24 protein-coding genes are annotated in these 24,804 nt (G+C 69.2%); 20 read left to right on the top strand and 4 right to left on the bottom strand.

What is annotated here, in order from left to right:
• Window positions 1–115 precede the first annotated feature (115 nt).
• From ACQEVO_RS05085 to ACQEVO_RS05145, 13 genes are all read left to right on the top strand, one after another.
• Entirely contained in the window at window positions 116–2,611 is a 2,496-nt protein-coding gene (locus ACQEVO_RS05085) for a Tex family protein (RefSeq protein ID WP_432922341.1), read from the top strand.
• A 28-nt stretch (window positions 2,612–2,639) separates the two neighbouring features.
• A complete protein-coding gene (locus ACQEVO_RS05090) occupies window positions 2,640–3,590 on the top strand; it encodes a hypothetical protein (RefSeq protein ID WP_432909338.1) in 951 nt (316 codons plus the stop codon).
• A 126-nt stretch (window positions 3,591–3,716) separates the two neighbouring features.
• Window positions 3,717–4,058: a 50S ribosomal protein L19 gene (rplS, locus tag ACQEVO_RS05095; protein ID WP_030521783.1), complete on the top strand. Its 342-nt coding sequence runs from the start codon at window positions 3,717–3,719 to the stop codon at window positions 4,056–4,058.
• A 113-nt stretch (window positions 4,059–4,171) separates the two neighbouring features.
• The gene (gene lepB, locus ACQEVO_RS05100; RefSeq protein ID WP_432909340.1) at window positions 4,172–4,960 is read left to right on the top strand and encodes a signal peptidase I; all 789 of its coding nucleotides are present in this window, start codon (window positions 4,172–4,174) and stop codon (window positions 4,958–4,960) included.
• Window positions 4,961–4,994: 34 nt separating this feature from the next.
• Window positions 4,995–5,720, top strand: a complete 726-nt coding sequence (locus tag ACQEVO_RS05105; RefSeq protein WP_432909342.1) for a ribonuclease HII — start codon at window positions 4,995–4,997, stop codon at window positions 5,718–5,720.
• 139 nt (window positions 5,721–5,859) lie between these two features.
• The gene (locus tag ACQEVO_RS05110) at window positions 5,860–6,165 is read left to right on the top strand and encodes a DUF2469 domain-containing protein (RefSeq protein WP_011210678.1); all 306 of its coding nucleotides are present in this window, start codon (window positions 5,860–5,862) and stop codon (window positions 6,163–6,165) included.
• Between the two features lie 393 nt (window positions 6,166–6,558).
• Window positions 6,559–6,915 carry a YraN family protein gene (locus ACQEVO_RS05115; protein WP_432909345.1) on the top strand — a complete coding sequence of 119 codons (357 nt, stop codon included), beginning with the start codon at window positions 6,559–6,561 and terminating at the stop codon, window positions 6,913–6,915.
• Window positions 6,915–8,423 (top strand): YifB family Mg chelatase-like AAA ATPase, encoded by a 1,509-nt coding sequence (locus tag ACQEVO_RS05120; protein ID WP_432909347.1) that lies wholly within the window; start codon window positions 6,915–6,917, stop codon window positions 8,421–8,423. The genes ACQEVO_RS05115 and ACQEVO_RS05120 overlap by 1 nt, the downstream gene beginning before the upstream one ends.
• On the top strand, window positions 8,423–9,649 hold the full coding sequence (dprA, locus tag ACQEVO_RS05125) for a DNA-processing protein DprA (protein WP_432909349.1): 1,227 nt from the start codon (window positions 8,423–8,425) through the stop codon (window positions 9,647–9,649). The genes ACQEVO_RS05120 and dprA overlap by 1 nt, the downstream gene beginning before the upstream one ends.
• A 273-nt stretch (window positions 9,650–9,922) precedes the next feature.
• Window positions 9,923–10,168 (top strand): hypothetical protein, encoded by a 246-nt coding sequence (locus ACQEVO_RS05130; protein ID WP_432909351.1) that lies wholly within the window; start codon window positions 9,923–9,925, stop codon window positions 10,166–10,168.
• Between the two features lie 97 nt (window positions 10,169–10,265).
• Window positions 10,266–11,180: a tyrosine-type recombinase/integrase gene (locus ACQEVO_RS05135; protein ID WP_432922344.1), complete on the top strand. Its 915-nt coding sequence runs from the start codon at window positions 10,266–10,268 to the stop codon at window positions 11,178–11,180.
• Window positions 11,181–11,558: 378 nt separating this feature from the next.
• Window positions 11,559–11,900, top strand: coding sequence for a YidH family protein (locus tag ACQEVO_RS05140; RefSeq protein ID WP_432909352.1), 342 nt, complete (start codon window positions 11,559–11,561; stop codon window positions 11,898–11,900).
• A 10-nt stretch (window positions 11,901–11,910) separates the two neighbouring features.
• The gene (locus tag ACQEVO_RS05145; RefSeq protein WP_432909353.1) at window positions 11,911–12,231 is read left to right on the top strand and encodes a DUF202 domain-containing protein; all 321 of its coding nucleotides are present in this window, start codon (window positions 11,911–11,913) and stop codon (window positions 12,229–12,231) included.
• Window positions 12,232–12,651: 420 nt separating this feature from the next.
• Here ACQEVO_RS05145 and ACQEVO_RS05150 read toward each other — a convergent pair whose 3' ends face one another.
• Entirely contained in the window at window positions 12,652–13,140 is a 489-nt protein-coding gene (locus ACQEVO_RS05150; RefSeq protein WP_432909355.1) for a M23 family metallopeptidase, read from the bottom strand.
• Between the two features lie 2,423 nt (window positions 13,141–15,563).
• Between ACQEVO_RS05150 and rpsB the strand changes: the two genes are divergently transcribed.
• The 5 genes from rpsB (at window position 15,564) to ACQEVO_RS05175 (ending at window position 20,362) form a co-directional block, all read left to right on the top strand.
• Window positions 15,564–16,388, top strand: coding sequence for a 30S ribosomal protein S2 (rpsB, locus tag ACQEVO_RS05155; RefSeq protein WP_280399290.1), 825 nt, complete (start codon window positions 15,564–15,566; stop codon window positions 16,386–16,388).
• Between the two features lie 147 nt (window positions 16,389–16,535).
• Window positions 16,536–17,360, top strand: coding sequence for a translation elongation factor Ts (gene tsf / locus ACQEVO_RS05160; protein WP_280399289.1), 825 nt, complete (start codon window positions 16,536–16,538; stop codon window positions 17,358–17,360).
• Between the two features lie 257 nt (window positions 17,361–17,617).
• Window positions 17,618–18,346, top strand: coding sequence for a UMP kinase (gene pyrH / locus ACQEVO_RS05165; RefSeq protein ID WP_432909358.1), 729 nt, complete (start codon window positions 17,618–17,620; stop codon window positions 18,344–18,346).
• Between the two features lie 50 nt (window positions 18,347–18,396).
• Window positions 18,397–18,954, top strand: coding sequence for a ribosome recycling factor (frr, locus tag ACQEVO_RS05170; protein ID WP_432909360.1), 558 nt, complete (start codon window positions 18,397–18,399; stop codon window positions 18,952–18,954).
• Between the two features lie 478 nt (window positions 18,955–19,432).
• Window positions 19,433–20,362 (top strand): phosphatidate cytidylyltransferase, encoded by a 930-nt coding sequence (locus tag ACQEVO_RS05175; RefSeq protein WP_432922347.1) that lies wholly within the window; start codon window positions 19,433–19,435, stop codon window positions 20,360–20,362.
• Window positions 20,363–20,377: 15 nt separating this feature from the next.
• Here ACQEVO_RS05175 and ACQEVO_RS05180 read toward each other — a convergent pair whose 3' ends face one another.
• The gene (locus ACQEVO_RS05180) at window positions 20,378–20,770 is read right to left on the bottom strand and encodes a LapA family protein (RefSeq protein ID WP_432909361.1); all 393 of its coding nucleotides are present in this window, start codon (window positions 20,768–20,770) and stop codon (window positions 20,378–20,380) included.
• A 122-nt stretch (window positions 20,771–20,892) separates the two neighbouring features.
• Here ACQEVO_RS05180 and rlmN point away from each other — a divergent pair, with 122 nt between their 5' ends.
• Together rlmN and lhgO are read left to right on the top strand one after the other, a co-directional pair.
• On the top strand, window positions 20,893–22,002 hold the full coding sequence (rlmN, locus tag ACQEVO_RS05185) for a 23S rRNA (adenine(2503)-C(2))-methyltransferase RlmN (RefSeq protein ID WP_432909362.1): 1,110 nt from the start codon (window positions 20,893–20,895) through the stop codon (window positions 22,000–22,002).
• A 66-nt stretch (window positions 22,003–22,068) separates the two neighbouring features.
• On the top strand, window positions 22,069–23,292 hold the full coding sequence (gene lhgO, locus ACQEVO_RS05190) for an L-2-hydroxyglutarate oxidase (RefSeq protein WP_432909364.1): 1,224 nt from the start codon (window positions 22,069–22,071) through the stop codon (window positions 23,290–23,292).
• Window positions 23,293–23,326: 34 nt separating this feature from the next.
• Here lhgO and ACQEVO_RS05195 read toward each other — a convergent pair whose 3' ends face one another.
• Both ACQEVO_RS05195 and ACQEVO_RS05200 read right to left on the bottom strand, forming a co-directional pair.
• Window positions 23,327–23,485 (bottom strand): P-loop domain-containing protein, encoded by a 159-nt coding sequence (locus tag ACQEVO_RS05195; RefSeq protein ID WP_432909365.1) that lies wholly within the window; start codon window positions 23,483–23,485, stop codon window positions 23,327–23,329.
• A 112-nt stretch (window positions 23,486–23,597) separates the two neighbouring features.
• Complete coding sequence (locus ACQEVO_RS05200) at window positions 23,598–24,800, bottom strand: M50 family metallopeptidase (protein ID WP_432909367.1); 1,203 nt, start codon at window positions 24,798–24,800, stop codon at window positions 23,598–23,600.
• Window positions 24,801–24,804 lie beyond the last annotated feature (4 nt).

Genomic DNA, 24,804 nt, shown 5'->3' on the forward strand with positions numbered 1-24,804 from the left:
GGCGGCCGCGCACGGTCCCTCGGGGCCGGCCGGGCCGGGCCGGATTCGCCTGTCATCGGGCGAAGGTAGTGTGCGGGTCGTGACGACAGCGCCAGAGACCTCGAGTCCCGACACGATCCCCACCGACTCGGCCCCTTCCACCGGCCCGGCCGTTTCCGGCAGCGTGACCCGGCGCATCGCCGACGAGCTGGCGGTGCGGGAGAACCAGGTCGCCGCCGCCGTCGACCTACTCGACGGCGGATCCACGGTGCCGTTCATCGCGCGCTATCGCAAAGAGGCCACCGGTGGCCTGGACGACGCCCAGCTGCGCACCCTCGAGGAACGCCTGCACTATCTGCGCGAACTCGACGAACGCCGCGCCACCGTGATCGAATCCATCCGCAGCCAGGGCAAACTCGACGAGGCCCTGCACCGGCAGCTGCTGCTGGCCGAGACCAAGGCCCGCCTCGAGGACATCTACCTGCCCTATAAACCCAAGCGCCGCACCAAGGCCCAGATCGCTCGCGAGGCGGGGCACGAACCCGTCGCGGATGCCCTGCTCGGCGATCCGTCCACCGATCCGGCCGGCTATACCACCGAACAACTCGACGGCGCCCGGGCGATCCTGGTCGAACGGTTCGCCGAAGACGCCGATCTGGTCGGCGAACTCCGCGAACTGATGTGGAACCGCGGCCGGGTCACCGCCACGGTCCGCGCCGGGAAGGAAGAGGCCGGCGCGAAATTCGCCGATTACTTCGATTTCGCCGAGGAATTCACGGCCCTGCCCTCGCACCGCATCCTGGCGCTGCTGCGCGGTGAGAAGGAAGAGGTGCTCAGCCTGCACCTCGACCCCGAACCCGCCGATTCCGAACTCGCGCCGGGAGAACGCAGCGTCTACGAGGCGCGTATCGCCCAGCGGTTCGCCATCGCCGACGAGGGCCGCCCCGCGGACAGCTGGCTGCTCGATACCGTGCGCTGGGCTTGGCGGACCAAACTGCTGGTGAGCCTCGGCATCGACACCCGGATGCGATTGCGGCAGGCCGCCGAACGCGATGCGGTGGAGGTGTTCGCCGCCAACCTGCGCGATCTGCTGCTGGCCGCGCCCGCCGGTACCCGCACCACCATGGGCCTGGACCCCGGCTATCGCACCGGCGTGAAGGTCGCGGTGGTCGACGGCACCGGCAAGGTCGTGGCCACCGAGGTCGTCTACCCGCACAAACCGCAGAACCAGACCGAGAAATCGCTGGCCGTACTCGGTGCGCTGGTGGAGCGGTTCGGGGTCGAACTCATCGCCATCGGCAACGGCACCGCCTCCCGGGAAACCGATGCGCTCGCCGCGCAGCTGATCGAACGGATCCCGGGCAACAAGCCGACCAAGATCGTGGTGTCCGAGGCCGGGGCCTCGGTGTATTCGGCGTCGGCCTATGCCTCCCAGGAGCTTCCGGAACTGGATGTCTCGCTGCGTGGCGCGGTGTCCATCGCGCGGCGGCTGCAGGATCCGCTGGCCGAACTGGTCAAGATCGAACCGAAATCCATCGGGGTGGGGCAGTACCAGCACGACGTCTCGGAAACGCTGCTGGCGCGCTCGCTGGGCGCGGTGGTGGAGGACGCGGTGAACGCGGTCGGGGTCGATGTGAACACCGCGTCGGTCCCGCTGCTGTCGCGGGTTTCCGGTATCACCGGTTCGGTCGCGGAAAGTATTGTCGCCCACCGCGACCACAACGGCCCGTTCCGCAGCCGGACCGCTCTGCTGGAGGTACCGCGGCTGGGTCCCAAGGCATTCGAGCAGTGTGCGGGCTTCCTGCGCATCCGCGGCGGTGACAATCCGCTCGACACCTCGGCCGTGCACCCCGAGGCCTACCCGGTGGTGCACCGGATCCTCGACTCCACCGGTAGCGGGATCGCCGAGATCATCGGCAACGCCGGCGTGCTGCGGAGCCTGCGTCCCGCCGATTTCACCGATGAAACCTTCGGCGTGCCGACGGTCACCGATATCATCGGCGAACTCGAGAAACCGGGCCGCGATCCGCGCCCGGAATTCAAAACCGCGGAATTCGCCGCCGGAATCGAGAAGGTCGCCGACCTCGAGCCGGGGATGGTGCTCGAGGGTGTGGTCACCAATGTCGCGGCGTTCGGCGCCTTCGTCGACGTGGGTGTGCACCAGGACGGTTTGGTGCACGTCTCGGCGATGTCGAAGAACTTCGTCCGCGATCCGCGCGAGATCGTCAAATCCGGCGATGTGGTGAAGGTGAAAGTGCTCGAGGTCGATATCCCGCGCCAGCGGATCGGCCTGTCGCTGCGGCTCGACGACGAACCCGGTGCGGGGAAACCGGAACGCGGTCAGGGCCCCGGGGGCGAGCGCGGGCGCGGTTCCGGCGGACGGGACGGTGCCCCGCGCGGCGACGGTGCGGAGCGCGGTGGCCAGGGCCGGGGCGCGAAGAACCGCGGTGGCCAGGGCAACGCGGGTGGTCGCGGTGGTCAGGCCAATGCCGGAGGTCGCGGTGGTCAGGGCAACGGCGGCGGCCGCGGCGGCGACCGCAATCGGGGGCAGGGCCGCGATAATCGGCGGGATAATGCACCTGTGAACGGCGCCATGGCCGACGCACTGCGGCGGGCGGGTTTCGGAAAGTAAGCGGGCATCGTCGCTGAAGGGGGCCGGTATGCGGCAGTGGTGGTCCGAGGACGTCATCGCCGCCGGCCGGCTCCCGCTGCTGTGTTTCCTGGTCGGCTTCATCCTCGGATTCCTGGTGATCCGGATCAGTGTCCGGCTGATCCGGGCCCAGGTGCGCTGGTGGCCGGGCAATCTGAAATCCGGCGGTGTGCACATCCACCACATGGTGTTCGGGGTGGTACTGGTCCTGATCTCCGGGATCGGGATGATCGCCACCGCGGACGACGGTGGTGGTCCGGGCGTCGCGGCGGGGCTGGCGGCGTCCTTCGGCGTGGGTGCGGCGCTGGTCCTGGACGAATTCGCGCTGCTCTACTACCTGCGTGACGTCTACTGGGAGAAACAGGGCCGCACCTCGGTGGACGCGGTCTTCGTCGCGTTGGCCGTGACCGGTCTGCTGCTGCTCGGATTCCATCCCCTGTGGTTGCTCGAGATCAACGGTCTGCGCGATCAACCCGGTATCTGGGTGCGCGTACTGGTCGTGGTGTTCGCCCTGGTGAACCTGGCGCTGGCCGCCGTGGTGATCGCCAAGGGCAAGATCTGGACCGGCCTGTTCGGGATGTTCTTCCTGCCGCTGCTGGTGGTGGGTGCGCTACGGCTGAGCCGGCCCGGGGCGCCGTGGGCGCGCTGGCGCTACGGCAACAACCGGCGGCGGCTGATGTACCGGGCGATCGTGCGGGAACGCCGGTATCGCCGCCCCGTCATCCGGGCCAAGATCTTCGTGCAGGATCTGATCGCCGGGAAACCGGATGTCGAGCACGTCCGGTCGGCGGCCGAGGAGGAGCTGACCCGCCGGGTGGTGCCGGCGCCGCCCGCGCCGCACCGGCATCATCCGCTGCTGCACGACCTGAACAGATGGGCCCACGGTGGTGCGGCGGAAAGCGACGACGACCCGGGCGACCCGCGCACCGGGCCGGGGCCGGTTTCCGGAAGCGACCCCTGATCTGGCACAATGCACGGGTTGCCCTGGGCGCACTCGGCCCGGGCGCATCCCACATTCGGAGCACGAACCGGTCGAGCAACCGTGCCGCCAGGTTCCTCTGTTCGCGCGACCATCAGAAGGATGATCATGAACACCCTTGATTTCGTCGACGAGAGCTCGCTGCGCAGCGATGTCCCCGACTTCCGTCCGGGCGACACCCTCAATGTGCACGTGAAGGTCATCGAGGGCTCCAAAGAACGTATCCAGGTCTTCAAGGGCGTCGTCATCCGGCGCCAGGGCGGCGGTATCCGCGAGACCTTCACCGTGCGCAAGGTGTCGTTCGGTGTCGGCGTGGAGCGCACCTTCCCCGTGCACAGCCCCACCATCGATCACATCGATGTGGTGACCCGTGGCGATGTCCGCCGCGCCAAGCTGTACTACCTGCGGGAGCTGCGCGGTAAGGCCGCCAAGATCAAAGAAAAGCGCTGACCTGCCCCTGGTCACCGACACTCGCGCGCCTCGGCGCGCGGCCGTGACCTCGGCGAACAGCATTAGTAGCCCGGTGCCGCGTATCCGCTGCGGCGCCGGGCTACGCTGTTCGCGTGGCAGACGAGAGTTGGTCGGTATCGGGGTCGGATCCCGCGGACGGGCAGCCGCGCAGGCGCCGGGCGCGGCGGGCCGTCAAAGCGAAGAAGCAACGGCCGTTCTGGCAGGAACTTCCCATCCTGCTGGTGATCGCGGCGGTGATCGCCGCCCTCATGGTGACCTTCGTCGGCCGCCCCTATGTCATTCCCTCGCAATCGATGGAGCCGACCCTGCACGGTTGCGCCGGCTGCACCGGCGACCGGATCTATGTGCAGAAGGTGAGCTACTACTGGAGCGAACCGGAACCCGGTGATGTGGTGGTCTTCGTCGGGCCCCCGTCGTGGAACGGGCACTACCGCTCCATCCGCTCCGACAACACGGTTATCCGCGGCGTACAGAACTTCTTCTCCTTCTTCGGCCTGGTACCGCCCGATGAGAACGACCTGGTGAAGCGAGTGATCGCGGTCGGCGGCCAGACCGTCGAATGCTGCGACGAACAGGGCCGGGTGATGGTGGACGGACAGCCCCTCGACGAGCCCTACGTCGAGGACGACTACCCGTGGACCCCCGGCCAGGCCAACGCTTCCTACCCGGTGGGCCGGGTTTTCGGACCCGTGACCGTTCCCCAGGGCAATATCTGGGTGATGGGCGACAACCGCAACGAATCCGCGGATTCCCGCGCACACGTCGGTGACGAGTTCCAGGGCACCGTGCCGATCGAGAATGTGCGCGGTAAGGCGGTGTTCAAGATCTGGCCGCCGGGCCGGATCGGTCCGATCGAGGGAACGAATCCGCAGGAGAATTGAGTCGGGGCGGATCGAGTTGGCTACGAAGACGCGGATGAAACCGGTACGAGAGCAGAGTTGGCCACCCCGGGTGGTGATGCGCCGGGCGAGCGGGCTGCGGACCCTGGAATCGGCGCTGCACCGCTGCGGGCTCGGCCCGGTCGCCGGGGTGGACGAGGCGGGCCGCGGCCCCAGCGCGGGACCACTCGTCGTCGCCGCCTGTGTGCTCGGCCCGCGGGCGCACGACGCACTGGCCGGGCTCGACGATTCCAAGAAGCTCAGCGAGCCGACCCGGGAGGCGCTGTACCCGGTGATCACCCGGCTCGCGGTGGCCTGGTCGGTCGTCGTGATCCCGGCGGCCGAAATCGACGCCATCGGTATCCACGTGGCGAATATCCAAGGGATGCGCCGGGCCGTCGCCGGCCTCGGCGGCACCCCCGGTTACGTGCTCACCGACGGCTTCAGGGTGCCCGGGCTGCCCGTACCGTCCCTGCCGGTGATCGGCGGCGACGGCACCGCGGCCTGTATCGCGGCGGCCAGCGTGCTGGCGAAGGTCACCCGGGACCGGATGATGGTCGAACTCGATCAGCGGCTCCCGGGGTACGGGTTCGCCGAGCACAAGGGCTACAACACCAACCGGCATATCGAAGCGCTGCGCCGGCTCGGCCCCTGCCCGGAACATCGCAGGTCGTGGCGCAATGTACGGGACTGCACGGTCGAGCCGACGCCGACCGGCGAAATCCTCGCCGAGGCCACCGCGGGGTCCGGCGGAGCGGCCTGAACGGACAACCCGGGCCTTCACCGCACGCACGCCGCCCCCTCGCCGACGGGCTGCTGACCGGCCCACGGTGACATGCGCGGGCAGCATGAGCGATGATGACAACACACGCATGGCGGCGAGAAGGAGGACGTTCCACCCGATGAGTGCCGAGGACCTCGAGAAATACGAAACCGAGATGGAGCTCTCGCTGTACCGGGAGTACAAGGACATCGTCGGTCAGTTCTCGTACGTGGTGGAAACCGAGCGCCGTTTCTATCTGGCCAACTCCGTGGAACTCCGCCCGCAGAACGCCGACGGTGAGGTGTACTTCGAAGTCCGGATGAGCGACGCGTGGGTCTGGGATATGTACCGGCCGGCGCGGTTCGTCAAACACGTCCGGGTCATCACTTTCAAAGACGTCAACATCGAAGAGTTGGAGAAGCCGGACCTGCGGCTTCCGGAGTGACCCGCCGCAGCGATCTTCCCGCCGTGTGTCGGTAGTGCCGGTGCGCGAAGGGAGCCGTGGCTCGTCGGCCCGGCGGTCGCGGTCGGTCGCCCCGGACCGCGACCGGCGCCCGTTCGGGCGGCGGTCCGTCGTCTCCCGGGGCAGTGACTCCCGGGTCGCGCGTACGCGTGGGTCGGCGCGGATGCCACGATGACGCTGGTTGCCCACGTGATCGGTTCGCCGCCACAAGCGACGGCTGGGTGGTCGTGGCGGGAAGCCGGCCTGTGATGAGCGTCGGCAGCCGGCCGACCTGCTGTCCGTACCCGTAATCCACAGGGTGCGGTTATCCACAGGGATAGTGTTTCTGCAGGTCGGCGCGGGATCGGGCGCCCGCTCGCCACGGATGCTGGGTGGGTGGCACACAACACGGCGCTCGGCGCACAAGGGGAGGAACTGGCGGCGCAGTACCTGCAGGCCGCCGGGATGGAAATCGTCTGCCGGAACTGGCGCTGCCGGTACGGCGAACTGGATCTGATCGTCCGGGACGGGCGCATCACGGCATTCGTCGAGGTGAAAACCAGATCGGGTCTCGGCTTCGGGATACCGGCCGAAGCGGTCACCTACGAGAAACAACGGCGGATCCGCCGGCTGGCGCTGCTCTGGCTCACCGAACAGGACGGTCCGTGGCAGCGCATCCGATTCGACGTCGTCTCGGTCCTGCTGTCACGCACCGCCGATCCGGTGATCGAGCACCTCGAGGCGGTGTTCTGATGCCGCTCGGCCGGGCCTGCTCGATCGCGGTCCGCGGGATCGACGGGCAGGTCGTGGAAATCGAGGCCGATATCGGGCAGGGCCTGCCGTCGGTGCACTTGGTGGGTCTGCCGGACACCTCGCTGCAGGAATCGCGGGACAGAGTGCGTGCGGCGGTGGCCAATACCGGCGAGAAATGGCCGGACGGCCGGGTGATACTGGCGCTGTCGCCTGCGACGCTTCCGAAAGTGGGATCGACATATGATCTTGCGCTGGCGATCGCGGTGCTGGATGCGGCCGATATCGTGCCGTCGAGCCGGCTCGCCGGGACCGTGCTGCTCGGGGAATTGGCGCTCGACGGCCGGCTGCGGCGTGTGCGGGGAATTCTGCCCGCGGTGCTCGCGGCCCGCCGGGCGGGCCGGAAAACGGTGGTCGTCCCCGAGGAGGCGCTGTCCGAGGCGGGTCTGGTCGCGGGGATCCGGGTGCTCGGGGCGCCGACCCTGCGCGCCACTCTCGACTGGTTACGTGGCGAGCGGGAACTCGCCGAATCGGGGCCGCTTTCGCCCCGGCAGGTACCTCCTACCGGGGATCTGCGCGATGTCGCGGGTCAGCACGAGGCCCGGTGGGCGCTGGAAGTGGCCGCGGCCGGCGGGCATCACCTGCTGCTGACGGGCTCGCCCGGGATCGGTAAGACGATGCTCGCGCAGCGGCTGCCCGGTGTACTTCCGCCGCTGTCGGACAACGAGTCGCTGGAGGTCACCGCCATCCATTCGGTCGCCGGCACCCTGTCGGACGAACAGCCGTTGATCACCACACCCCCGTTCGTCGCACCCCACCATTCGACCTCGGTCAGCGCCATGGTCGGCGGCGGATCGGGGTCGGCGCGGCCGGGTGCGGTCAGCCGCGCCCACCGGGGTGTGCTGTTTCTCGACGAATGCGCCGAAATCGGTGCCAAGGTGCTCGAGGCGATGCGTACGCCGCTCGAAGAAGGGGAAGTCCGCATCGCCCGCCGGGACGGGGTCGCGCGGTTCCCGGCCCGGTTCCAGCTGATCCTGGCGGCCAACCCCTGTCCCTGCGCCCCCGCCCGCGATGTGGACTGCATCTGCGCGCCGCTGGCCCGGCGCCGGTACCTGGGCAAGCTGTCGGGTCCGCTGATGGACCGCATCGATATCTGGTTGCAGATGCATCCGATGTCCACTGCCGGGCTCGCGGCCGCGGAATCCGAGGACAGCGCGACGGTCCGCGCGCGGGTCACGGCCGCCCGCTCGGCCGCCGCCGCCCGCTGGCGCGAGTTCGGCTGGCGGACCAACGGGGAGGTGCCCGGCCATGTACTGCGGCGGCAATTCCCGCTACCCGGGGAGGCCACCGCACCGGTCGAGGCGGCGCTGCGGCTGGGGCGGATCTCGGCGCGCGGTGCCGACCGCGCGCTCCGGGTCGCCTGGACGATCTGTGATCTGCGCGGCGGTGACGTGCCCAGCGCACACGACGTCATGCAGGCGCTCAACTTCCGCCAGCGGGGCACCCAGTGATGCCGGGCGGGCCCGGAACGCCGGCGGCGCAGGGGGCCGCCGATGATTCCGGCCGCAGACAGCTCGCCTGGGCCTATCTGTCCCGCGTGGTGCTCGGCCCGTGCCCGGCGCTCACCGCGCTGATCGAGTCGGTCGGCGTGGTGGAGGCAGCGCGCGCCGTGCGGGAACGGGAACTGCCGCAGGTTCTGCACGCGGCCACGGCGCAGCGCCGTACCCAGGATCTGGCCGTCCGGGACCTGGAAACGATGGCGGCGCTGGGTGGCCGGCTGATCACCCCGGACAGCCCGGAGTGGCCGGCCTGGCGCATGCTCGGCCTGGCGCAGCTGCCACCGGGCCGAGATCCCGACAGCGCGCTGCCACTGGTGCTGTGGGTACGGGGAAACCGCAGTCTGACGGAACTGACCGAACAATCGCTGGCGGTGGTGGGTGCTCGCTGCAGCACCGGATACGGCGACCGGGTTGCCGGTGCGCTGGCCGGAGATCTCGCGGCCCGCGGCTGGACGGTGGTCTCCGGTGCGGCATTCGGTATAGACGGGATGGCCCATAGGGCCGCCCTCGCGGTCGGTGGCGCCACCCTCGCGGTCCTGGCCTGCGGTGTCGACCGGCCCTATCCGGCCCAGCACGACCGCCTCCTCGACCGGATCGCCGAAACCGGCCTGGTGATCAGCGAATATCCACCGGGCACCGTCGCTCGCAAACACCACTTCCTGGCCCGGAACCGGCTCATCGCGGCCCTGTCCGACGGAGTTCTCGTCGTCGAAGCCGGGGTGCGTAGCGGTGCCCGCAATACGGTGAAATGGGCCCGCCGAATCGGTCGCCCGGCCCTGGCCGTCCCCGGTTCGGTGGACTCCGCGGCCTCCGCCGGCTGCCACCGGATGATCCGCGACGGGGAAGCCACGCTGGTGAGCAGTGTGGAGGACATCCTGGCGGATGCCGCGCCGCTGCATCTGCCGATGGCGGATACACCCTCGCACCATCGGCTCACCGAGGCGCAGGCCGCCCTCTACGCCGCATTGCCCGGTGTGGGCGGCCGCCGGCCCGACGAACTGTGCGCCGCCACCGGGTTGGACATCGCCCAGGTGCGCGCCGGGCTGGCCGCACTGGATCTGGCCGGGCTCGCCGGGAGCGGAGGGTCGGGCTGGTATCGCCTACGCGGTGCGTCCGGAACACCGGTCAGGGGCATTACGGACGGCGGTCCGGGTACGACCACGGAGAACCCCGGGTGACGGTTCCCGACTCCGTCGGATGCCACGAGCGCGTGACGGCTTGCTGTCGCGGTCGGCATGAACAGCAACCTGCTCGGTGCGCGGCACGGTCCGCCGGCCGTGCGGCGCGGCAGGCGGCTATCGCCGATACCCGGGGGATCACGGGGAGACAGCAGATGCGGTCGGTACAGCGCGGATTCCGCGGCCGGCGAACGGCCGAGGTGCGCGGGTAATCCCGCCGGCCCGGCCGTGCCGGAGGTCGGTGTTCGGAGTCGTGGTCGCGGCGCTTTGCCCGTGGCCGGCACAGACGTCGGACGCCGGCAGCCGCGAGCGGCGATCCGCGCTTCGAATCCCGGCCGCGGGCACGAAATCGGCGACGAACCGGCGACCGCGCGGTTCGGCGATGTGGGCAAGGGCGGCGCGGGCACGGGCCGCGGTGAGTACCGCCGGCGCGGGCTGGAACCCCGAGGGGGCCGCGATCCGCACGTGCATACCGTCGGTCACGCCACCGAGCAGCAGCGAATGCGCCCCAAGGGTTGATTGGTTGTGCGCCCGAGACGGGGCTGGGTGGCGCCGTCGTGGTGCGGCGCGTGGGCTTGCGCGGTACGGGCGGGCAGGCGACGGTAGGGGGGTGGAACTGCCCGAGGACCTGGAAGCGCTGCTGACCGAATACGGCAGATATCTGGAACTCGGCCGGAACCGGTCGGCGCACACCGTGCGTGCCTACCTCGGCGATACCCGGTCGCTGCTACGACATCTGCTGGGGGAGACCGCCGATGTCTCCCTACGTGAACTGGATCTGACCACGCTGCGTTCGTGGCTGGCCGCGCATGCCGAACAAGGCGCCGCCCGCACGAGTATGGCCCGGCGGGCCTCTGCCGCCCGGGCTTTCACCGCCTGGCTCACTCATACCGGCAGGCTCGAACGTGACCCCGGCCTGCGCCTGGCCGCTCCCAAAGCGCATCGCAGCCTGCCCGCGGTGCTGGGGCAGGAGCAGGCGGGCCGGATCATGTCGGCGGTGGAATCCGGTGCGGCACAGCATGACCCGATGGCGTTGCGCGACCGGCTGATCGTCGAATTGCTCTATGCCACGGGTATCCGGGTCAGTGAACTCTGCGGACTCGATATCGACGATGTGGATCGCGAACGCCGGGTCGTCCGTGTGCTCGGCAAGGGCCGCAAGGAACGGTCGGCGCCCTTCGGCCTGCCCGCCGACGACGCGGTGCACCGATGGCTGCACCACGGCCGGCCCCTGCTGGCCACTCCGGAATCCGGTCGTGCCCTGCTACTGGGCCGCCGCGGCCGCCGCCTCGACCAGCGGCAGGCCCGGACCGTGGTGCACGCCGCGGTAGCCGCCGTCCCCGGCACAGCGGATATGGGCCCGCACGGCCTCCGGCATACGGCGGCCACCCATCTTCTCGAAGGCGGCGCCGACCTGCGAGTGGTGCAGGAACTTCTGGGCCACGCAAGCCTTGCCACCACCCAGCTCTACACCCACGTGTCCATCGACAGGCTCCGGAAGGCCCACGACCGAGCTCACCCCCGCGCGTAGAGCCCATCGGCGAAGGCCGGATCCAACTTTTGCGCGACAGCGGTCCATCGTGCTCATCGCCTCCCTGAACGGACGGCAACCCGGAGTCGTATCCGGAAGACTTCCCGACGGTTCCGGGTCCGGACCGGCGACGTCGCGACGGTCCGAGTCGGTCGACGCACCGTTTGTGCCCACTCGCCCGCCTGCGAAGGCCTGAAGCGGAAGATCCCCGTCCGGGCAGTGGGCGCGGACGCGTGGTCGTGTGGCGATACGCTGTCCAGCGGATTCGCCCAGCTGTGGCCGAAGTGCGGACCGGGAGGTGAGCGTGCAGACCATGAACAGCGCGAATACCCGATGACCCCACCACCGGGGGATGATCGCCAACCGGGCGGTGCCGAGGTGGCAGAACGTGCTGCGGTACCGATCGACTATCGGTTCACCCTGGCCAACGAACGGACCTTCCTGTCGTGGATCCGGACCGCACTCGGCTTGCTGGCGGGCGGGGTCGCGGTGCACACCGTGGTCGTGGAGCATTGGCAAACCGATTTCCGCGCGGCGCTGGCTGTCAGTTGCCTGGTGCTGTCCCTGACGGTGGCGGTGGGTGCGTACCTGCACTGGCGGCGTATCCGGGCGGCCATGGACGAGGGCCGGCCGCTGCCGGGAACGGTGCTCGTTCCGGTGCTCTCCGCCGGAACCGCGTTCGTCGCGATCCTGGCCTGCGCAGCGGTGCTACTGCATTGAGGTCGTGACGATGCCCGATCCCACCGAGGTCCGCCTGGCGGCGGAACGTACCGCTCTGTCGTGGCGGCGCACGTGCCTGGGCACGGTCGCCGTCGCGCTCCTGCTGCTGCGTGCGGTACTCGAAGCCGGTTGGGACACCACCGCGCTCGCACCAGGTGTCGCGGGCTTGGTGCTCCTGTTCGTCGCCGCCCTCGGCTACCGGCGCAATCTCCGCCTGCACCGGGGTGCCCGCAGTTCCGGTTCGATGACCCTACGGTGGACGACCGTCGCGGTGGTGCTCGCCGTGTCGATCACCACCGGGTTCGTTGTGTTCACTCCGGGCGCCGGATAGCGAAACCGCCGGACGGGCGCCGGTTCTCGTACAGGCAGCCGCCGCACGTTCCGAGCCGGCGAGGTCGGCCGCCGCACGCCCGGGGCCGGCCATGTCCACTGGTGGGCCGTCGTCGTACCACGTTGCCGGTGGGGCCAGCCCCGTACCGGGTTCGCTGGTGGTGCCGTCGTCGTACTGGGTTCACCGGTGCGATAGACCCGCCGTCGCGCGGTGCGGGCCGCCTCCTTGCCTCGGATCGGTGTGCGTCCGGCCTGGCCGGCGGCGTCCGGCTCCGCACCACACTCGCCGGCGCGAACGTCTCGGCCATTGGGCAGTGGTGAGCCCGGGTCGCTGTGGTCCGGGCTCACCGGATGCCACCGGATCAGCGCGGCGTTGCGGCCGGAGCCGGAGAACGGCCGCGTCCTGGTCCATTCGCTGCTGTCAGACAGGTTTGAGCCGGATCGGGGTGAGGTCGAGCAGGCCGAGCGGGTCCAGGTACTCGCGTTTCGCCCGGCGGGAGCTTTCGCGGCGGACCCCCCAGTGCAGGCAGGCCGCCGCGCATCCCGCATGTCCGGCCTCCAGCACACCGATCCTCGTCCCTCGGGTGACTCTGCTCCCCACCGCGAGTTCCGCTGTCACCGGCTCATAGGTCGAACGCAGGTCGCCCTCGTGACGAATGGATACCACTGGTTTGCCGGCGACCTCTCCGGCGAAAACCACCGTTCCGGGCCCCGCCGCGTACACCGCCTGGCCGGGTGCACCGGTCAGGTCGACGCCGCGATGTCCGGGCAACCAGTCCTGTTCCGGCGGGTCGAAGTGCCTTTCCACGGCCGGCCGAGGTCGCAGCGGCCACTCGAAAGGCCGCTCGGGGCCGGCGGCGGCCGTACCGGGCAAGAGCAGCGCGAATACCAGAACCAGCAACCCCGCCATCGGACCCGCCGTGGGCCGGGCGTACCCCCTCCATACGCCCGGCCCCGCACCGCTGCTCCTACTGCCGGACATGCGGGCAGGGACACGGCTGCGGACCCACCAGCGGTGCGAGCCGGATCAATGCGCGCAGCACCCCGTCGAGCAGCGGAAGCACACCGCACGTCGACTCCAGTGCGGATGCCGGGCCGGGAACCGATCCGGATCCGGACGGTATGCCGGGAGCGGCCGAGCCCGATCCCGGCCGGGAGCGGGGCGCTGATGCCGAACCGGATGGTGTGCCGGGAGCCGCCGAGCCCGACCCGGGCCCGGAACGGGGAGCCGATCCCGATCCGGGAGCCGCCGAGCCTGACCCCTGCCCGGGCCGGGAGGATCCCGACGCGGACCCACATCCGGCCACATCCTGTGTTGTGCCGTGGTTCCAGCTCGCGAACCCAGTAGGTTCCGGCCCGGCGCGGTCCGGTAGACCTGGGTCCACCGCGCCGGGAACGCCGGCCTCCTGGGCAAATCGGGTGCCGCCGGTGATTGCCGCGTTCTCGGTACGCGGTTCGTTGTGTCCCATTGGTCCGGCGGCTTCCCGCCGAGGCCCCGGCACCGATCCGGCGGCCGGCAGCGGCCCGCTGTGCGCGGGAATCGTTGCCGTTGCCGGCCCGGATGCGCCGCCCGCCGCGGCGGTCTCCCCGAACAGTGAGCTCGGCAAGAGAGCAGGCCCGGCACCAGCCCGTTCCAGGCCGGTCGAGATACCTCCGGTGCCGGCGTACGCGAGCGCGGGCCGATCACCGGAATAGGCCGCGGCGGTGCTTCCCGGCCCCAACGGGATCGCAACGATCACGGTCGTGAGGGCGGTAGAGAGTAGCGCCCCCGCCGGGCGACGGGGCGACCGTCGCCGATGGCGGGCCGGGGAGGAGCCAACACCCCGCTGCGGGTCGAGCATCCACGAGGAACCGGGTGCCGAGGCCATCGACGGCCGGTCATGGGACGCACCGTGTCCGAACGGGCGTACTGACGGCCGGCGTTCCCGGCCATTCATGCGTGCCGACGTGAATGCGGTCGCGCCGCGGCGCACGGCCGAGCTGCGTCGCTGGACCTTTGTCCGTGCCGATGCGAGTACGCCCGAGCCGTGGCGGATGGCCGGGCTGTGCGGCACGCTTGTCGGAATCGATGCGAGTACGCCCACGCGGAGCAGGACCGCACGTACCGGTGCAGCGAGGGGCCGCGAGGCCGCGCGGGGCGTCCGGCCCGCTGCCTTCGCCTGCGCCCATCGTGTCGATTCGCGGGGCGCCCGGTGTGCCCGCGGCGACCGGTCCGGGTCGCCCACCTGGTCCTCGGGCGTGGCACGGCGGATCGGGTTCCGGACGGGCGCGCGGCGTGACCGGCGGCCGGGTGCGAACGGGTGGGCGGCCGGCGCAGGCGGTTGTGTGATGCCGGGCCGCACCGTGGGGTACCGGGTCGTATGCCCGGGGTTCGCCCGTTGCGAATCGAAGGAGGTGAGAGACGGCCCTGGGTGATGGGATGTGCGGGCGGCGCCATACGCCATCCGTCGTTCGTAGCGTCGTGCGCGGCGCTCGATATCGCCGGGGCCGGCCGTGGCTTCCGCCGGATTGCCGGACTTCGCCGATCGCGGGCCCCGGTCGGGCAATTCGGTGCGCGTATCCGCAGGCGGGGTGGGCCTCGGCCGGTCCGCCGCCGCGCCGCACCCCATCCGGCCCGCGATCCGCGGACCCCGGGCCTGGCGAGCGCGTACGGAACGAACTTCCGTACCGAGCGTGGCCTGCCGATCGGTCCGGCCGCCCGGATGATCATGATCGTGGGTGCTCACCGGTCTGTCCGGTGCGGATCCGGATTTCCGGGGCCACGGCGCTGCCGATTCCGCGTGGCGTTCGGCTCGGGGCGCTGCGGGCCGGTTCTTCCTGGCGATATGGGGCCAGCAATGGGGTGCGGGTGGTAGCGCGGGATCCGTCGGTCTGTCCGGGCTCATGGTGTTCGTGCAGGTCATGTGGTCGTCAGCGGTCATAGGCTCAGCCTGCCCGGGGCGGATTCCCACCGGAACCCGCAATTCCGGCACCTGTGGATAACTCGCCTCCTGTGAACAAATTGCATTTCAAACGACTGGCCGGCGATCCCACGCCAGGTCCACGCGACCGGCCGATTTCCGATTCGCGCAGCGCACGCCGTAAACTGGCCGAGCGGTCTGTGTTCGCGGGTAACTGCGTGGCACCGATCGACTTCGCGCACCACCGTGCTTGTTCATCACGGCGCTGCCCGCCACGCGCTCCTCGCGGAGCCGCCGGCCGGCGGCGCGATTCCGGAACAGGGGACGTCTCGGCTGGTCCCGATCGACGATCGGGTCCGAACGTTCTGTGGTGCCAGGGCAGCAGGCCGCCGGCTTGCTGCGACAACCGGCAACGAAAGAGAGTACGAGAGCCATGGCTGTCGTAACCATGAAGCAGCTGCTCGACAGCGGCGCGCATTTCGGGCACCAGACCCGTCGCTGGAACCCGAAGATGAAGCGGTTCATCTTCACCGACCGCAACGGCATCTACATCATCGATCTGCAGCAGACGCTGACCTACATCGACAAGGCCTACGAATTCGTCAAGGAGACGGTCGCCCACGGCGGCACGGTCCTGTTCGTCGGCACCAAGAAGCAGGCCCAGGAGTCCATCGCGGCCGAGGCCACCCGGGTCGGTATGCCGTATGTGAACCAGCGCTGGCTGGGTGGCATGCTCACCAACTTCTCCACCGTGCACAAGCGCCTGCAGCGCCTCAAGGAACTCGAGGCCATGGAGCAGACCGGTGGCTTCGAGGGTCGCACCAAGAAGGAAATCCTCATGCTCACGCGTGAGATGAACAAGCTGGACCGCACCCTCGGCGGTATCCGCGATATGCAGAAGGTGCCCTCGGCCATCTGGGTCGTCGACACCAACAAGGAGCACATCGCCGTCGGCGAGGCCCGCAAGCTGAACATCCCGGTCATCGCGATCCTGGACACCAACTGCGATCCCGACCTGGTCGATTACCCGATCCCGGGTAACGACGACGCGATCCGTTCCGCCGCGCTGCTCACCAAGGTCGTCGCTTCCGCGGTGGCCGAGGGCGTGCAGGCCCGGGCCGGCCGCTCCGGCGGTGACGACAAGCCCGAAGCCGGTGCCGAGCCGCTGCCCGAGTGGGAGCAGGAACTGCTGGCGCAGGCCGCCCCCGGCGCCGAGGCCCCGGCCGAAGCGCCCGCCGAGACTCCGGCCGAGGCCTGAGTCGTCACCCCGTGTTCGGCCGCCGCTCACCGGCCACTGCCAAGGTGAGCGCCGCCGGATCCGAATTTTCCACAGCGGTGGTCACGGCGCACGAGTCGTGACCACCGCTGACCGGTACCTGACTTTCTCGAAGGAGGCTCGCCCCCGATGGCGAACTACACCGCCGCTGACGTGAAGCGGCTGCGGGAGCTCACCGGCTCCGGAATGATGGACTGTAAGAACGCGCTGGCCGAAACCGACGGCGATTTCGACAAGGCCGTGGAGCTGCTGCGCATCAAGGGCGCCAAGGATGTCGGCAAGCGGGCCGAGCGCACCACCGCCGAGGGTCTGGTCATCGCCAAGGACGGCGTGATGGTCGAGATCAACTCCGAAACCGACTTCGTCGCCAAGAACGCGGAGTTCCAGGAGCTGGCCGACAAGATCGTCGCTGCCGCCGCGGCCGCCAAGCCGGCCGATGTGGACGCGCTCAAGGCCGTGGCTCTCGACGGCTCGACCGTCGACGAGGCGCTGCAGGCACTGGCCGCCAAGATCGGCGAGAAGCTGGAACTGCGTCGTGTCGTCTCCCTGGACGGCCCGGTCGCCACCTACCTGCACAAGCGGGCGTCGGATCTGCCGCCGGCCGTCGGCGTGCTGGTCGAGTACACCGGTTCCGGTGACGCGGCCGCCGAGGCCGCCCGTGGCGCCGCCATGCAGATCGCCGCGCTCAAGGCCAAGTACGTCACCCGTGACGAGGTGCCCGCCGATATCGTCGAGAACGAGCGCCGGATCGCGGAGCAGACCGCTCGGGAAGAAGGTAAGCCCGAGGCCGCGCTGCCCAAGATCACCGAGGGGCGCGTGAACGGCTTCTTCAAGGATGTCGTGCTGCTCGAGCAGCCGTCGGTCACCGATAACAAGAAGACCGTGAAGGCGCTGCTGGACGAGGCCGGGGTCACCGTTACCCGGTTCGCCCGCTTCGAGGTCGGCCAGGCCTGACCTGTTCCCGCAAACCCCCGTCGCAGCCGCTGCGACGGGGGTTTCGTGCTGAGGGGGCGTCTTCCGACGTCCGCCGCCCCCTCGTACCGGCACTGCGGGGGAGTAGGGCAGGATAGAGGCCGCCTTGTGTTGGCCCTGCCGGGTAGCCGCGTACCGTGCCCGGGCCAGTCGGAAGCGGGCGGTACCGGAGGAAGTCCCGGCCCGCATCATGAGCACAACCACCGAGCACCGCCGATCGCCGAAGGAGACGCCAGCCGATGATGGAACCCGGGACCGACCGCCCAGGATATCGCCGGGTACTGCTGAAGCTGGGTGGTGAGATGTTCGGCGGCGGCACCGTGGGGCTGGATCCCGATGTGGTGCAAACCGTCGCGGAACAGATCGCCGAAGTCGTGGCCACCGGGGTGCAGGTCGCGGTGGTGATCGGCGGTGGAAACTTCTTCCGCGGTGCCGAACTCGAGGAACGCGGGATGGAACGCGCACGTTCGGATTACATGGGCATGCTCGGCACCGTCATGAACAGCCTTGCGCTCCAGGATTTCCTGCAGCAGCAGGGTATCGACACCCGCGTGCAGACCGCGATCACCATGGGGCAGGTGGCCGAACCGTACCTGCCGCTGCGCGCCAAACGGCATCTGGAAAAGGGTCGCGTCGTGATCTTCGGCGCCGGTATGGGCATGCCGTACTTCTCGACCGATACGACAGCCGCCCAGCGCGCCCTGGAGATCGGTGCGGATGTGGTGCTGATGGCCAAAGCGGTGGACGGGGTGTTCGACGCCGATCCGCGGCTGAACCCGAACGCCAGCATGTTCCAGGAGATCACCCACAAGGAAGCGATCGAACGCGATCTGAAGGTCGCCGATGCGACGGCGTTCAGTTTGTGCATGGACAACCAGATGCCGATCCTGGTGTTCAATTTGTTGACCAAGGGCAATATCGCCCGGGCGGTGGCCGGTGAGAAGATCGGCACATTGGTTCGATCCTGATACCGCGGGCCCGCGGGTCATGACGATGACGACGCAGTGGAGGAACGGTCGTGATTGAAGAAGCGCTCTTCGACGCCGAGGAGAAGATGGAAAAGGCTGTCTCGGTGGCGAAGGACGATCTCGGCAGCATCCGGACCGGGCGCGCGAACCCGGGGATGTTCTCGCGGGTCGTGGTCGACTACTACGGATCGCCGACCCCGATCACCCAGATGTCGAGTATCACCGTCCCGGAGCCGCGGATGGTGGTGGTCAAACCGTACGAGCAGGCGCAGCTGGGGCCGATCGAGACCGCGATCCGCAATTCCGATCTCGGGGTCAACCCGACGAACAACGGTGACATCCTGCGGATCACCATCCCGCAGCTCACCGAGGAGCGCCGCCGTGAGCTGGTCAAACAGGCCAAGCAGAAGGGCGAGGACGCCAAGGTCTCGATCCGCAACGTCCGTCGTAAGGCCATGGAAGAGCTGGGCCGGATCCAGAAGGACGGCGAGGCCGGTGAGGACGAGGTCGGTCGGGCCGAGAAGGAACTGGACAAGACCACGGCCCGCTATGTCGGCCAGGTCGACGAGCTGGTGAAACATAAGGAATCCGAGCTACTCGAGGTCTGAGCGGTCTCGGGTGTAGCCGTCGTCGAGGCGGCGGTGTAGTTTGCGCTCCCACAGCGGGTGAGGTGGGAGCGCAGGGTCCGCGAGTGGCACGAGCGGTGGGTGCCGGGCGGAAACCGGTGTCGTGCCGACGCCGGGAGGGCGAACCCCCGGGCCACCGGCCCGCGGATTGACGCACAATGAGAACAGCGGAGCAACGCCCGCTTCGGGTGGGAACGAACGGAACGACGACGAGTTGAGCGACGGGACAATCGTGGCCGAGAAAGCCGCCGCGACCGGTGCGGCCCGACCGCAGCCGCCGGCCGAGGGCATATCCGAACCGATATCGGCAGCCGCCGGTGCGCCCACCGGCGACCCATCGACCGGTGCACCCGGGGGCGCCGCATCCGCCGAGCCGGCCGCAGAGGCGAAGCCTGACGGTGGGGCGTCGGCGTCCGGTGTACCGGCGCAGAACTCCGGGCCCGGTGCGTCCTCGGGTTCCGTGCCGGGTGCTGCCGCTGCCGCTGTGCCGCCCGGGCCGGTTCACGGCGCTGTCACGGGCGGGTCGTCGGGTGCCGTATCCGATGCTCCCGCGGAGCCCGAGCCGCGCAAATCGCGCGCCGGGCGGAATCTCCCGGCGGCGCTCGCCGTCGGCTTGACCCTCGGCGTCTCGCTCATCGCGATCCTGCTGTTCGTCCCCAAGGTGTTCATCGGGGTCGCCGGTGTGGCCGTCGGTATCGCCACCTGGGAGGTGGCCAAACGGCTGCGCGAAGCGGATGTGCTGGTTCCCCGGACCCCGTTGATCCTCGGTGGTCAGGCGGTGTTCTGGCTGGGCTGGCCGTTCGGGCCCGGCGGGGTGGCCGGTGCGTTCGCGGCGACCGCGCTGACCTGTATGGTGTGGCGGCTGTTCGACCACGGCTTGCACACCGCCCCCCGCAACTTCCTGCGTGATACCGCCATCACGGTGTTCACGCTGGCCTGGATTCCGCTGCTGGCCTCGTTCGCGGTGTTGCTGCTCCTCGAGGATCCGGACGGCAACCTGCGGGTGCTCACCTTCATGATCCTGGTGGTGTGCTCCGATGTGGGCGGCTACGTAGCGGGTGTGCTGTTCGGTCGCCACCCCATGGTGCCCTCGATCAGCCCCAAGAAATCCTGGGAGGGTTTCTGCGGGTCGCTGGTGTTCGCGATCATCGGCGGCCTGCTCACCGTGACCTTGCTGCTGGAAGCAAACTCCATGATCGGGGTGGTGCTCGGTGTGGGCCTGGTGGTGATCGCGACCCTGGGCGATCTCATCGAATCGCAGATCAAACGCGAGCTGGGCATCAAGGATATGGGCACCATGCTGCCCGGGCACGGTGGCATCATGGACCGGCTCGATTCCATGCTGCCGTCGGCCTTCGTTTCGTGGCTGGTGCTCAGCACCCTGGTCTGAGCGCCGCCGGCCGGTTCATCTCTTGTGCACCGCGCGGCGCAGCTGCATGATGCGGACACCACCGACCAGGGCCATCACCAGCGCGCCGGCGATCACCGAGAGCAGGATCGTCACGCCCAGCGGGAGCGAGAAGTTCCAGAAGAGCATCTCGACGTTGGCGTCCTCGGAATTCTGGATGATGAAAATCAGCAGAATGATGCCGAGGACCGCAGCCACGATCAGCGCGATCCAGGTGATTCCGACCCGCGATTTGCCGACATCTCTGCGTTTGCGGACCGGCGGAGCGGTTTTCCGGCCGGTGGGAGGGGGCGCCGGTTTACCACCGGTGGGTTCGCCCGGCTGCCCGATCGGTGGCTGCGCGCCGGGCACCGCCCCGGTTTCCGGGATTCGATCATCTGAGGTCGCCATACGTCGATGATTGCCGACAGCTATCGCCGGCGCACGGATTTCCGGTAGGTCCGTCGGTCGCGCCGCGTGCACCGGTGGCTTGTCGCTGGTCACATCGGGCCGGATGCCACACTGGTAGGACTATGACCGCGCCCTTGCCCCTGGTTTTCGATGCACCCCGCCGCGGGATGCCGCCCCGCCACCTCGCCGACCTCGATGCCGAGGGGCGGCGCGCCGCCATGGCGGAACTCGGCCTGCCGAAATTCCGGGCCGACCAGATCGCCCGTCAGTACTACGGCCGGCTCCAGGCCGACCCGGCCGCCATGACCGACCTCCCCGCCGCGGTGCGCGACACCATCGCCGAGGCGCTCTTCCCGCCGCTGCTCACCCCGGTCCGGCATATCGCCTGCGACGCCGGGGAGACCCGTAAGACGCTGTGGCGCGCCGGCGACGGAACGCTGCTGGAAAGCGTGCTGATGCGCTATCCCGACCGCGCCACGCTGTGCATCTCCAGCCAGGCCGGTTGCGGTATGGCCTGCCCGTTCTGCGCCACCGGCCAGGGCGGCCTGAACCGCAACCTGTCCACCGCCGAGATCGTCGACCAGGTCCGCGCCGCCGCCGCCGACCTGCGCGACGGCGTGGTCCCCGGTGGGGAAGGCCGCCTGTCGAACATCGTCTTCATGGGGATGGGCGAGCCGCTGGCCAACTACAAGCGGGTGGTGAACGCGGTCCGCCGGATCACCTCGCCCGCCCCCGACGGCCTGGGGATCTCGCAGCGCAATGTGGTGGTGTCCACGGTCGGCCTGGCCCCGGCCATCCGCAAACTCGCCGACGAGGATCTCTCGGTGACGCTGGCCGTTTCCCTGCACACCCCCGACGACGAACTCCGCGACACCCTGGTCCCGGTGAACAACCGCTGGCCGGTGGCCGAGGTCCTCGACGCCGCCCGCTACTACGCCGATAAATCCGGCCGCCGCGTATCCATCGAATACGCCCTGATCCGCGATATCAACGACCAGCCGTGGCGGGCGGATATGCTGGGCGCGAAACTGCACAAGGCCCTCGGCTCGCGCGTGCATGTCAACGTCATTCCGCTCAATCCCACCCCTGGCAGCAAATGGGACGCCGCCCCCAAACCGGTCGAACGCGAATTCGTTCGCCGGGTCAACGAACAGGGCGTGCCCTGCACCGTCCGCGATACCCGCGGCCAGGAAATCGCCGCCGCCTGCGGCCAGCTCGCCGCCGAAGGCTGAGTTCCCGGCGCCCGAACAGCGTCGAGTACGTCCTTCCGATAGTTCACGCGAAGTAGGAGCACGTGTATGACCGACCGGGTGGTCGTTGTGGTCGGTGCGGGGATCGTGGGTCTGGCGGTGGCCAGGGAGATCGGGCTCCGGCGTCCGGGGGTCCGCGTTGTGGTGCTGGAGAAGGAAGATCGGGTGGCGGTGCACCAGACGGGGCACAACTCCGGGGTGGTGCACGCCGGGATCTATTACCAGCCGGGGAGTTTGAAGGCCGTCCTGTGCGCGCGGGGGCGGGCGATGTTGCGCGACTACTGCATCGAACGGGATCTGCCGTACGAGGAGTCCGGGAAGCTCGTGATTGCCGTGGACGACGGCGAAACAGGCCGCCTGGAGGACTTGGAGAGACGGGCCGGGCAGAATGCGGTGCCGGGCCTGCGGCGGGTGGATTCGGCGGGAATCCGCGATATCGAACCGCACGCCGAAGGAATCGCGGCGCTGTATTCGCCGCATACCGCGATCACCGATTTCGTCCGCGTCGCCGAGGCGTTCGCGGCGGATCTGGCGGCCATGGGCGGTGCGGTGCGGACATCGTGTCCGGTCGACCGGATCACCCGGACCGCTTCCGGTGTCGAAATCGGCACGGGCGAAGAGGTTTTGCGCGCAGACCAGGTGGTGCTCTGCGCCGGATTGCACGCCGATACCGTCGCGGGGCTCGCGGGAGCCGAAAGCGGGCCGCGCATAGTCCCTTTCCGCGGTGAGTACATGAACGTGGTGGCGCAGAAGAGAGATCTGGTGCGCGGACTGGTGTATCCCGTCCCGGATCCCCGGTACCCCTTTCTGGGCGTCCATTTCACGCGGCGGGTGTCGGGCACGGTGGAAGTCGGGCCGAACGCGGTCCTGGCGTTCGCGCGGGAAGGGTACCGCCGTACCCGGTTCGTGCCGCGGGATATGGCGAAAACCCTGGGATGGCCCGGCTTCCGGCGGATGGCCCGGCAGCATTGGCGCACCGGGCTCCAGGAAATGTACGGCTCGGTGTCGATCAGTGCGTACATGCGTAAGGCACAGCGCTACATTCCGGAAATCGGCGCTGCGGACGTGGTCCGCGGGGGAGCGGGTGTCCGCGCCCAGGCCCTCGACGCCGACGGCACCCTGGTCGACGATTTCCGCATCGACCGGCTGGGCCCGGTCACCGCCGTCCGCAACGCACCCTCACCCGCGGCCACCTCCTCGCTCGCGATCGCCGAATACATCGTCGATGTGATCGACGGCAAGGACCCGGCCGCGCTGAGCCCCAACCGATAGCCGAGCGCTGTCGACGCGGCGGCAGGCCCGCACGTCACAGCTCCTCGACGAGATATCTTTCGCCTTCGGGATTGCGGCCGGCGGCCGCCGCGACCGCCTCGAGCAGGGTCGATTTACCGCCGCCGTTCGCGCCGACGAGGGACGTCACACCCAGCGGCAACGAGAGGCCCCGGGACCGGGTCGGGTACCGCACCCGCGGGCAGTTCCTACGGATAACCGGTTTGTGTCGGCGGTGGCCCGGAGACAGTGCCCGGGCGCGTGTGCGCGGCGTGTGCGGCGATGCTCTCCGAGCCCGGACAGCGAGGTCAGGGGAAGAGGTTGATCGGGTTGACGATATCGGCGGCGAGGGTGAGCAGCATGTAGGCGCCGCCGAGGACGACCGCTACGTAGGTGAGCGGTAGCAGTTTCAGGTAGTCGACGGGGGCGCCGGGGGCCAGGCCCTTCCAGCCGCGGAAGGTGTTGCGGATCTTCTCGTACAGCACCACCGCGATATGGCCGCCGTCGAGGGGGAGCAGCGGGAGGATGTTGAAGGCGCCGAGGAAGAAGTTCAGGCTCGCCAGGACGAGGATGAACATATTCCAGTAGCCGCGTTCGGCGGTTTCGCCGCCGATCTTGCTGGCGCCGTACACGCTGACCGGAGTATCCGCATCGCGTTCGCCGCCGGTCACCGCGTCCCAGAGCGAGGCGACCTTCGCCGGCATCTGGGCCAGCGATTGGAAGGTGCGGATGAACATATCCCCGGTGAACGCCGCCGAGGCGGGGATCGCGCCGAGAATGTCGTACTGGACGGGTTCGTAGAATTCCTGGCCGACGCCCACCACGCCGACTTCCCGGCCCGGACCGCCTTCGCTCGGGTAGCGCATCGTCTGCTCCGGGACGACCTCGATATTCATGGTCTGCCCGTCGCGTTCGACGGTGTAGGTGAAAGGGCCGTCCTGCTGCTGGGTGAGGGTCTGGAATTCCTTCCAGGTGTCGACCGGTTCACCGTCGACCGCGGTCACCACATCGCCGCGCTGCAATCCGGCGCGCTGGGCGGGACCCTCTCCGGTGCAGGTGCCGACGGTGCCGTCCGGGTTCTGCGGCGCGACACAGCTCATCTCGCCGAGGGTGGTTTCCGGTGGCTGGTTCAGGTTCGGCAGCCCCCAGCCGACGGCCAGCACCACGATCAGGAGGAATCCGAGCAGGAAGTTCATCGCGATCCCGCCGGACATCACGACGAGGCGTTTCCAGGTGGCCTGCCGGTACATCGCCCGGTCGACTTCCTCGGGCTCGAGTTCGTCGAGCGCGGTCATCCCGGCGATATCGCAGAAACCGCCGAGCGGGAGCCATTTGACCCCGTATTCGGTTTCCCCGCGCCGGAAGGAGAACATTTTCGGGCCGAATCCGATGAAGTACCGCCGCACCTTCATTCCGGTGGCCTGCGCGGTCCACATATGCCCGCATTCGTGCAATGCGATCGAAATCGTGATGCCGAGGGCGAACAGCACGAACCCCAACACGAACAGCATGTGG

Origin of the sequence: Nocardia sp. CA-290969 (genome assembly GCF_050936135.1) — a bacterium.
In the GTDB taxonomy this organism is placed as follows: Bacteria; Actinomycetota; Actinomycetes; order Mycobacteriales; family Mycobacteriaceae; genus Nocardia.

What these genes read in the sequence shown, in the direction of transcription:
- tsf (WP_280399289.1), top strand. Translation starts at nt 16,536, where the DNA reads ATGGCGAACTACACCGCCGCTGACGTGAAGCGGCTGCGGGAGCTCACC.
- ACQEVO_RS05110 (WP_011210678.1), top strand. Translation starts at nt 5,860, where the DNA reads ATGAGTGCCGAGGACCTCGAGAAATACGAAACCGAGATGGAGCTCTCG.
- rpsB (WP_280399290.1), top strand. Translation starts at nt 15,564, where the DNA reads ATGGCTGTCGTAACCATGAAGCAGCTGCTCGACAGCGGCGCGCATTTC.
- ACQEVO_RS05150 (WP_432909355.1), bottom strand. Translation starts at nt 13,140, where the DNA reads ATGGCGGGGTTGCTGGTTCTGGTATTCGCGCTGCTCTTGCCCGGTACG.
- rlmN (WP_432909362.1), top strand. Translation starts at nt 20,893, where the DNA reads ATGACCGCGCCCTTGCCCCTGGTTTTCGATGCACCCCGCCGCGGGATG.
- ACQEVO_RS05180 (WP_432909361.1), bottom strand. Translation starts at nt 20,770, where the DNA reads ATGGCGACCTCAGATGATCGAATCCCGGAAACCGGGGCGGTGCCCGGC.
- lhgO (WP_432909364.1), top strand. Translation starts at nt 22,069, where the DNA reads ATGACCGACCGGGTGGTCGTTGTGGTCGGTGCGGGGATCGTGGGTCTG.
- ACQEVO_RS05200 (WP_432909367.1), bottom strand. Translation starts at nt 24,800, where the DNA reads ATGCTGTTCGTGTTGGGGTTCGTGCTGTTCGCCCTCGGCATCACGATT.
- ACQEVO_RS05120 (WP_432909347.1), top strand. Translation starts at nt 6,915, where the DNA reads ATGCCGCTCGGCCGGGCCTGCTCGATCGCGGTCCGCGGGATCGACGGG.
- dprA (WP_432909349.1), top strand. Translation starts at nt 8,423, where the DNA reads ATGCCGGGCGGGCCCGGAACGCCGGCGGCGCAGGGGGCCGCCGATGAT.
- ACQEVO_RS05105 (WP_432909342.1), top strand. Translation starts at nt 4,995, where the DNA reads ATGAAACCGGTACGAGAGCAGAGTTGGCCACCCCGGGTGGTGATGCGC.
- ACQEVO_RS05145 (WP_432909353.1), top strand. Translation starts at nt 11,911, where the DNA reads ATGCCCGATCCCACCGAGGTCCGCCTGGCGGCGGAACGTACCGCTCTG.
- pyrH (WP_432909358.1), top strand. Translation starts at nt 17,618, where the DNA reads ATGATGGAACCCGGGACCGACCGCCCAGGATATCGCCGGGTACTGCTG.
- rplS (WP_030521783.1), top strand. Translation starts at nt 3,717, where the DNA reads ATGAACACCCTTGATTTCGTCGACGAGAGCTCGCTGCGCAGCGATGTC.
- ACQEVO_RS05090 (WP_432909338.1), top strand. Translation starts at nt 2,640, where the DNA reads ATGCGGCAGTGGTGGTCCGAGGACGTCATCGCCGCCGGCCGGCTCCCG.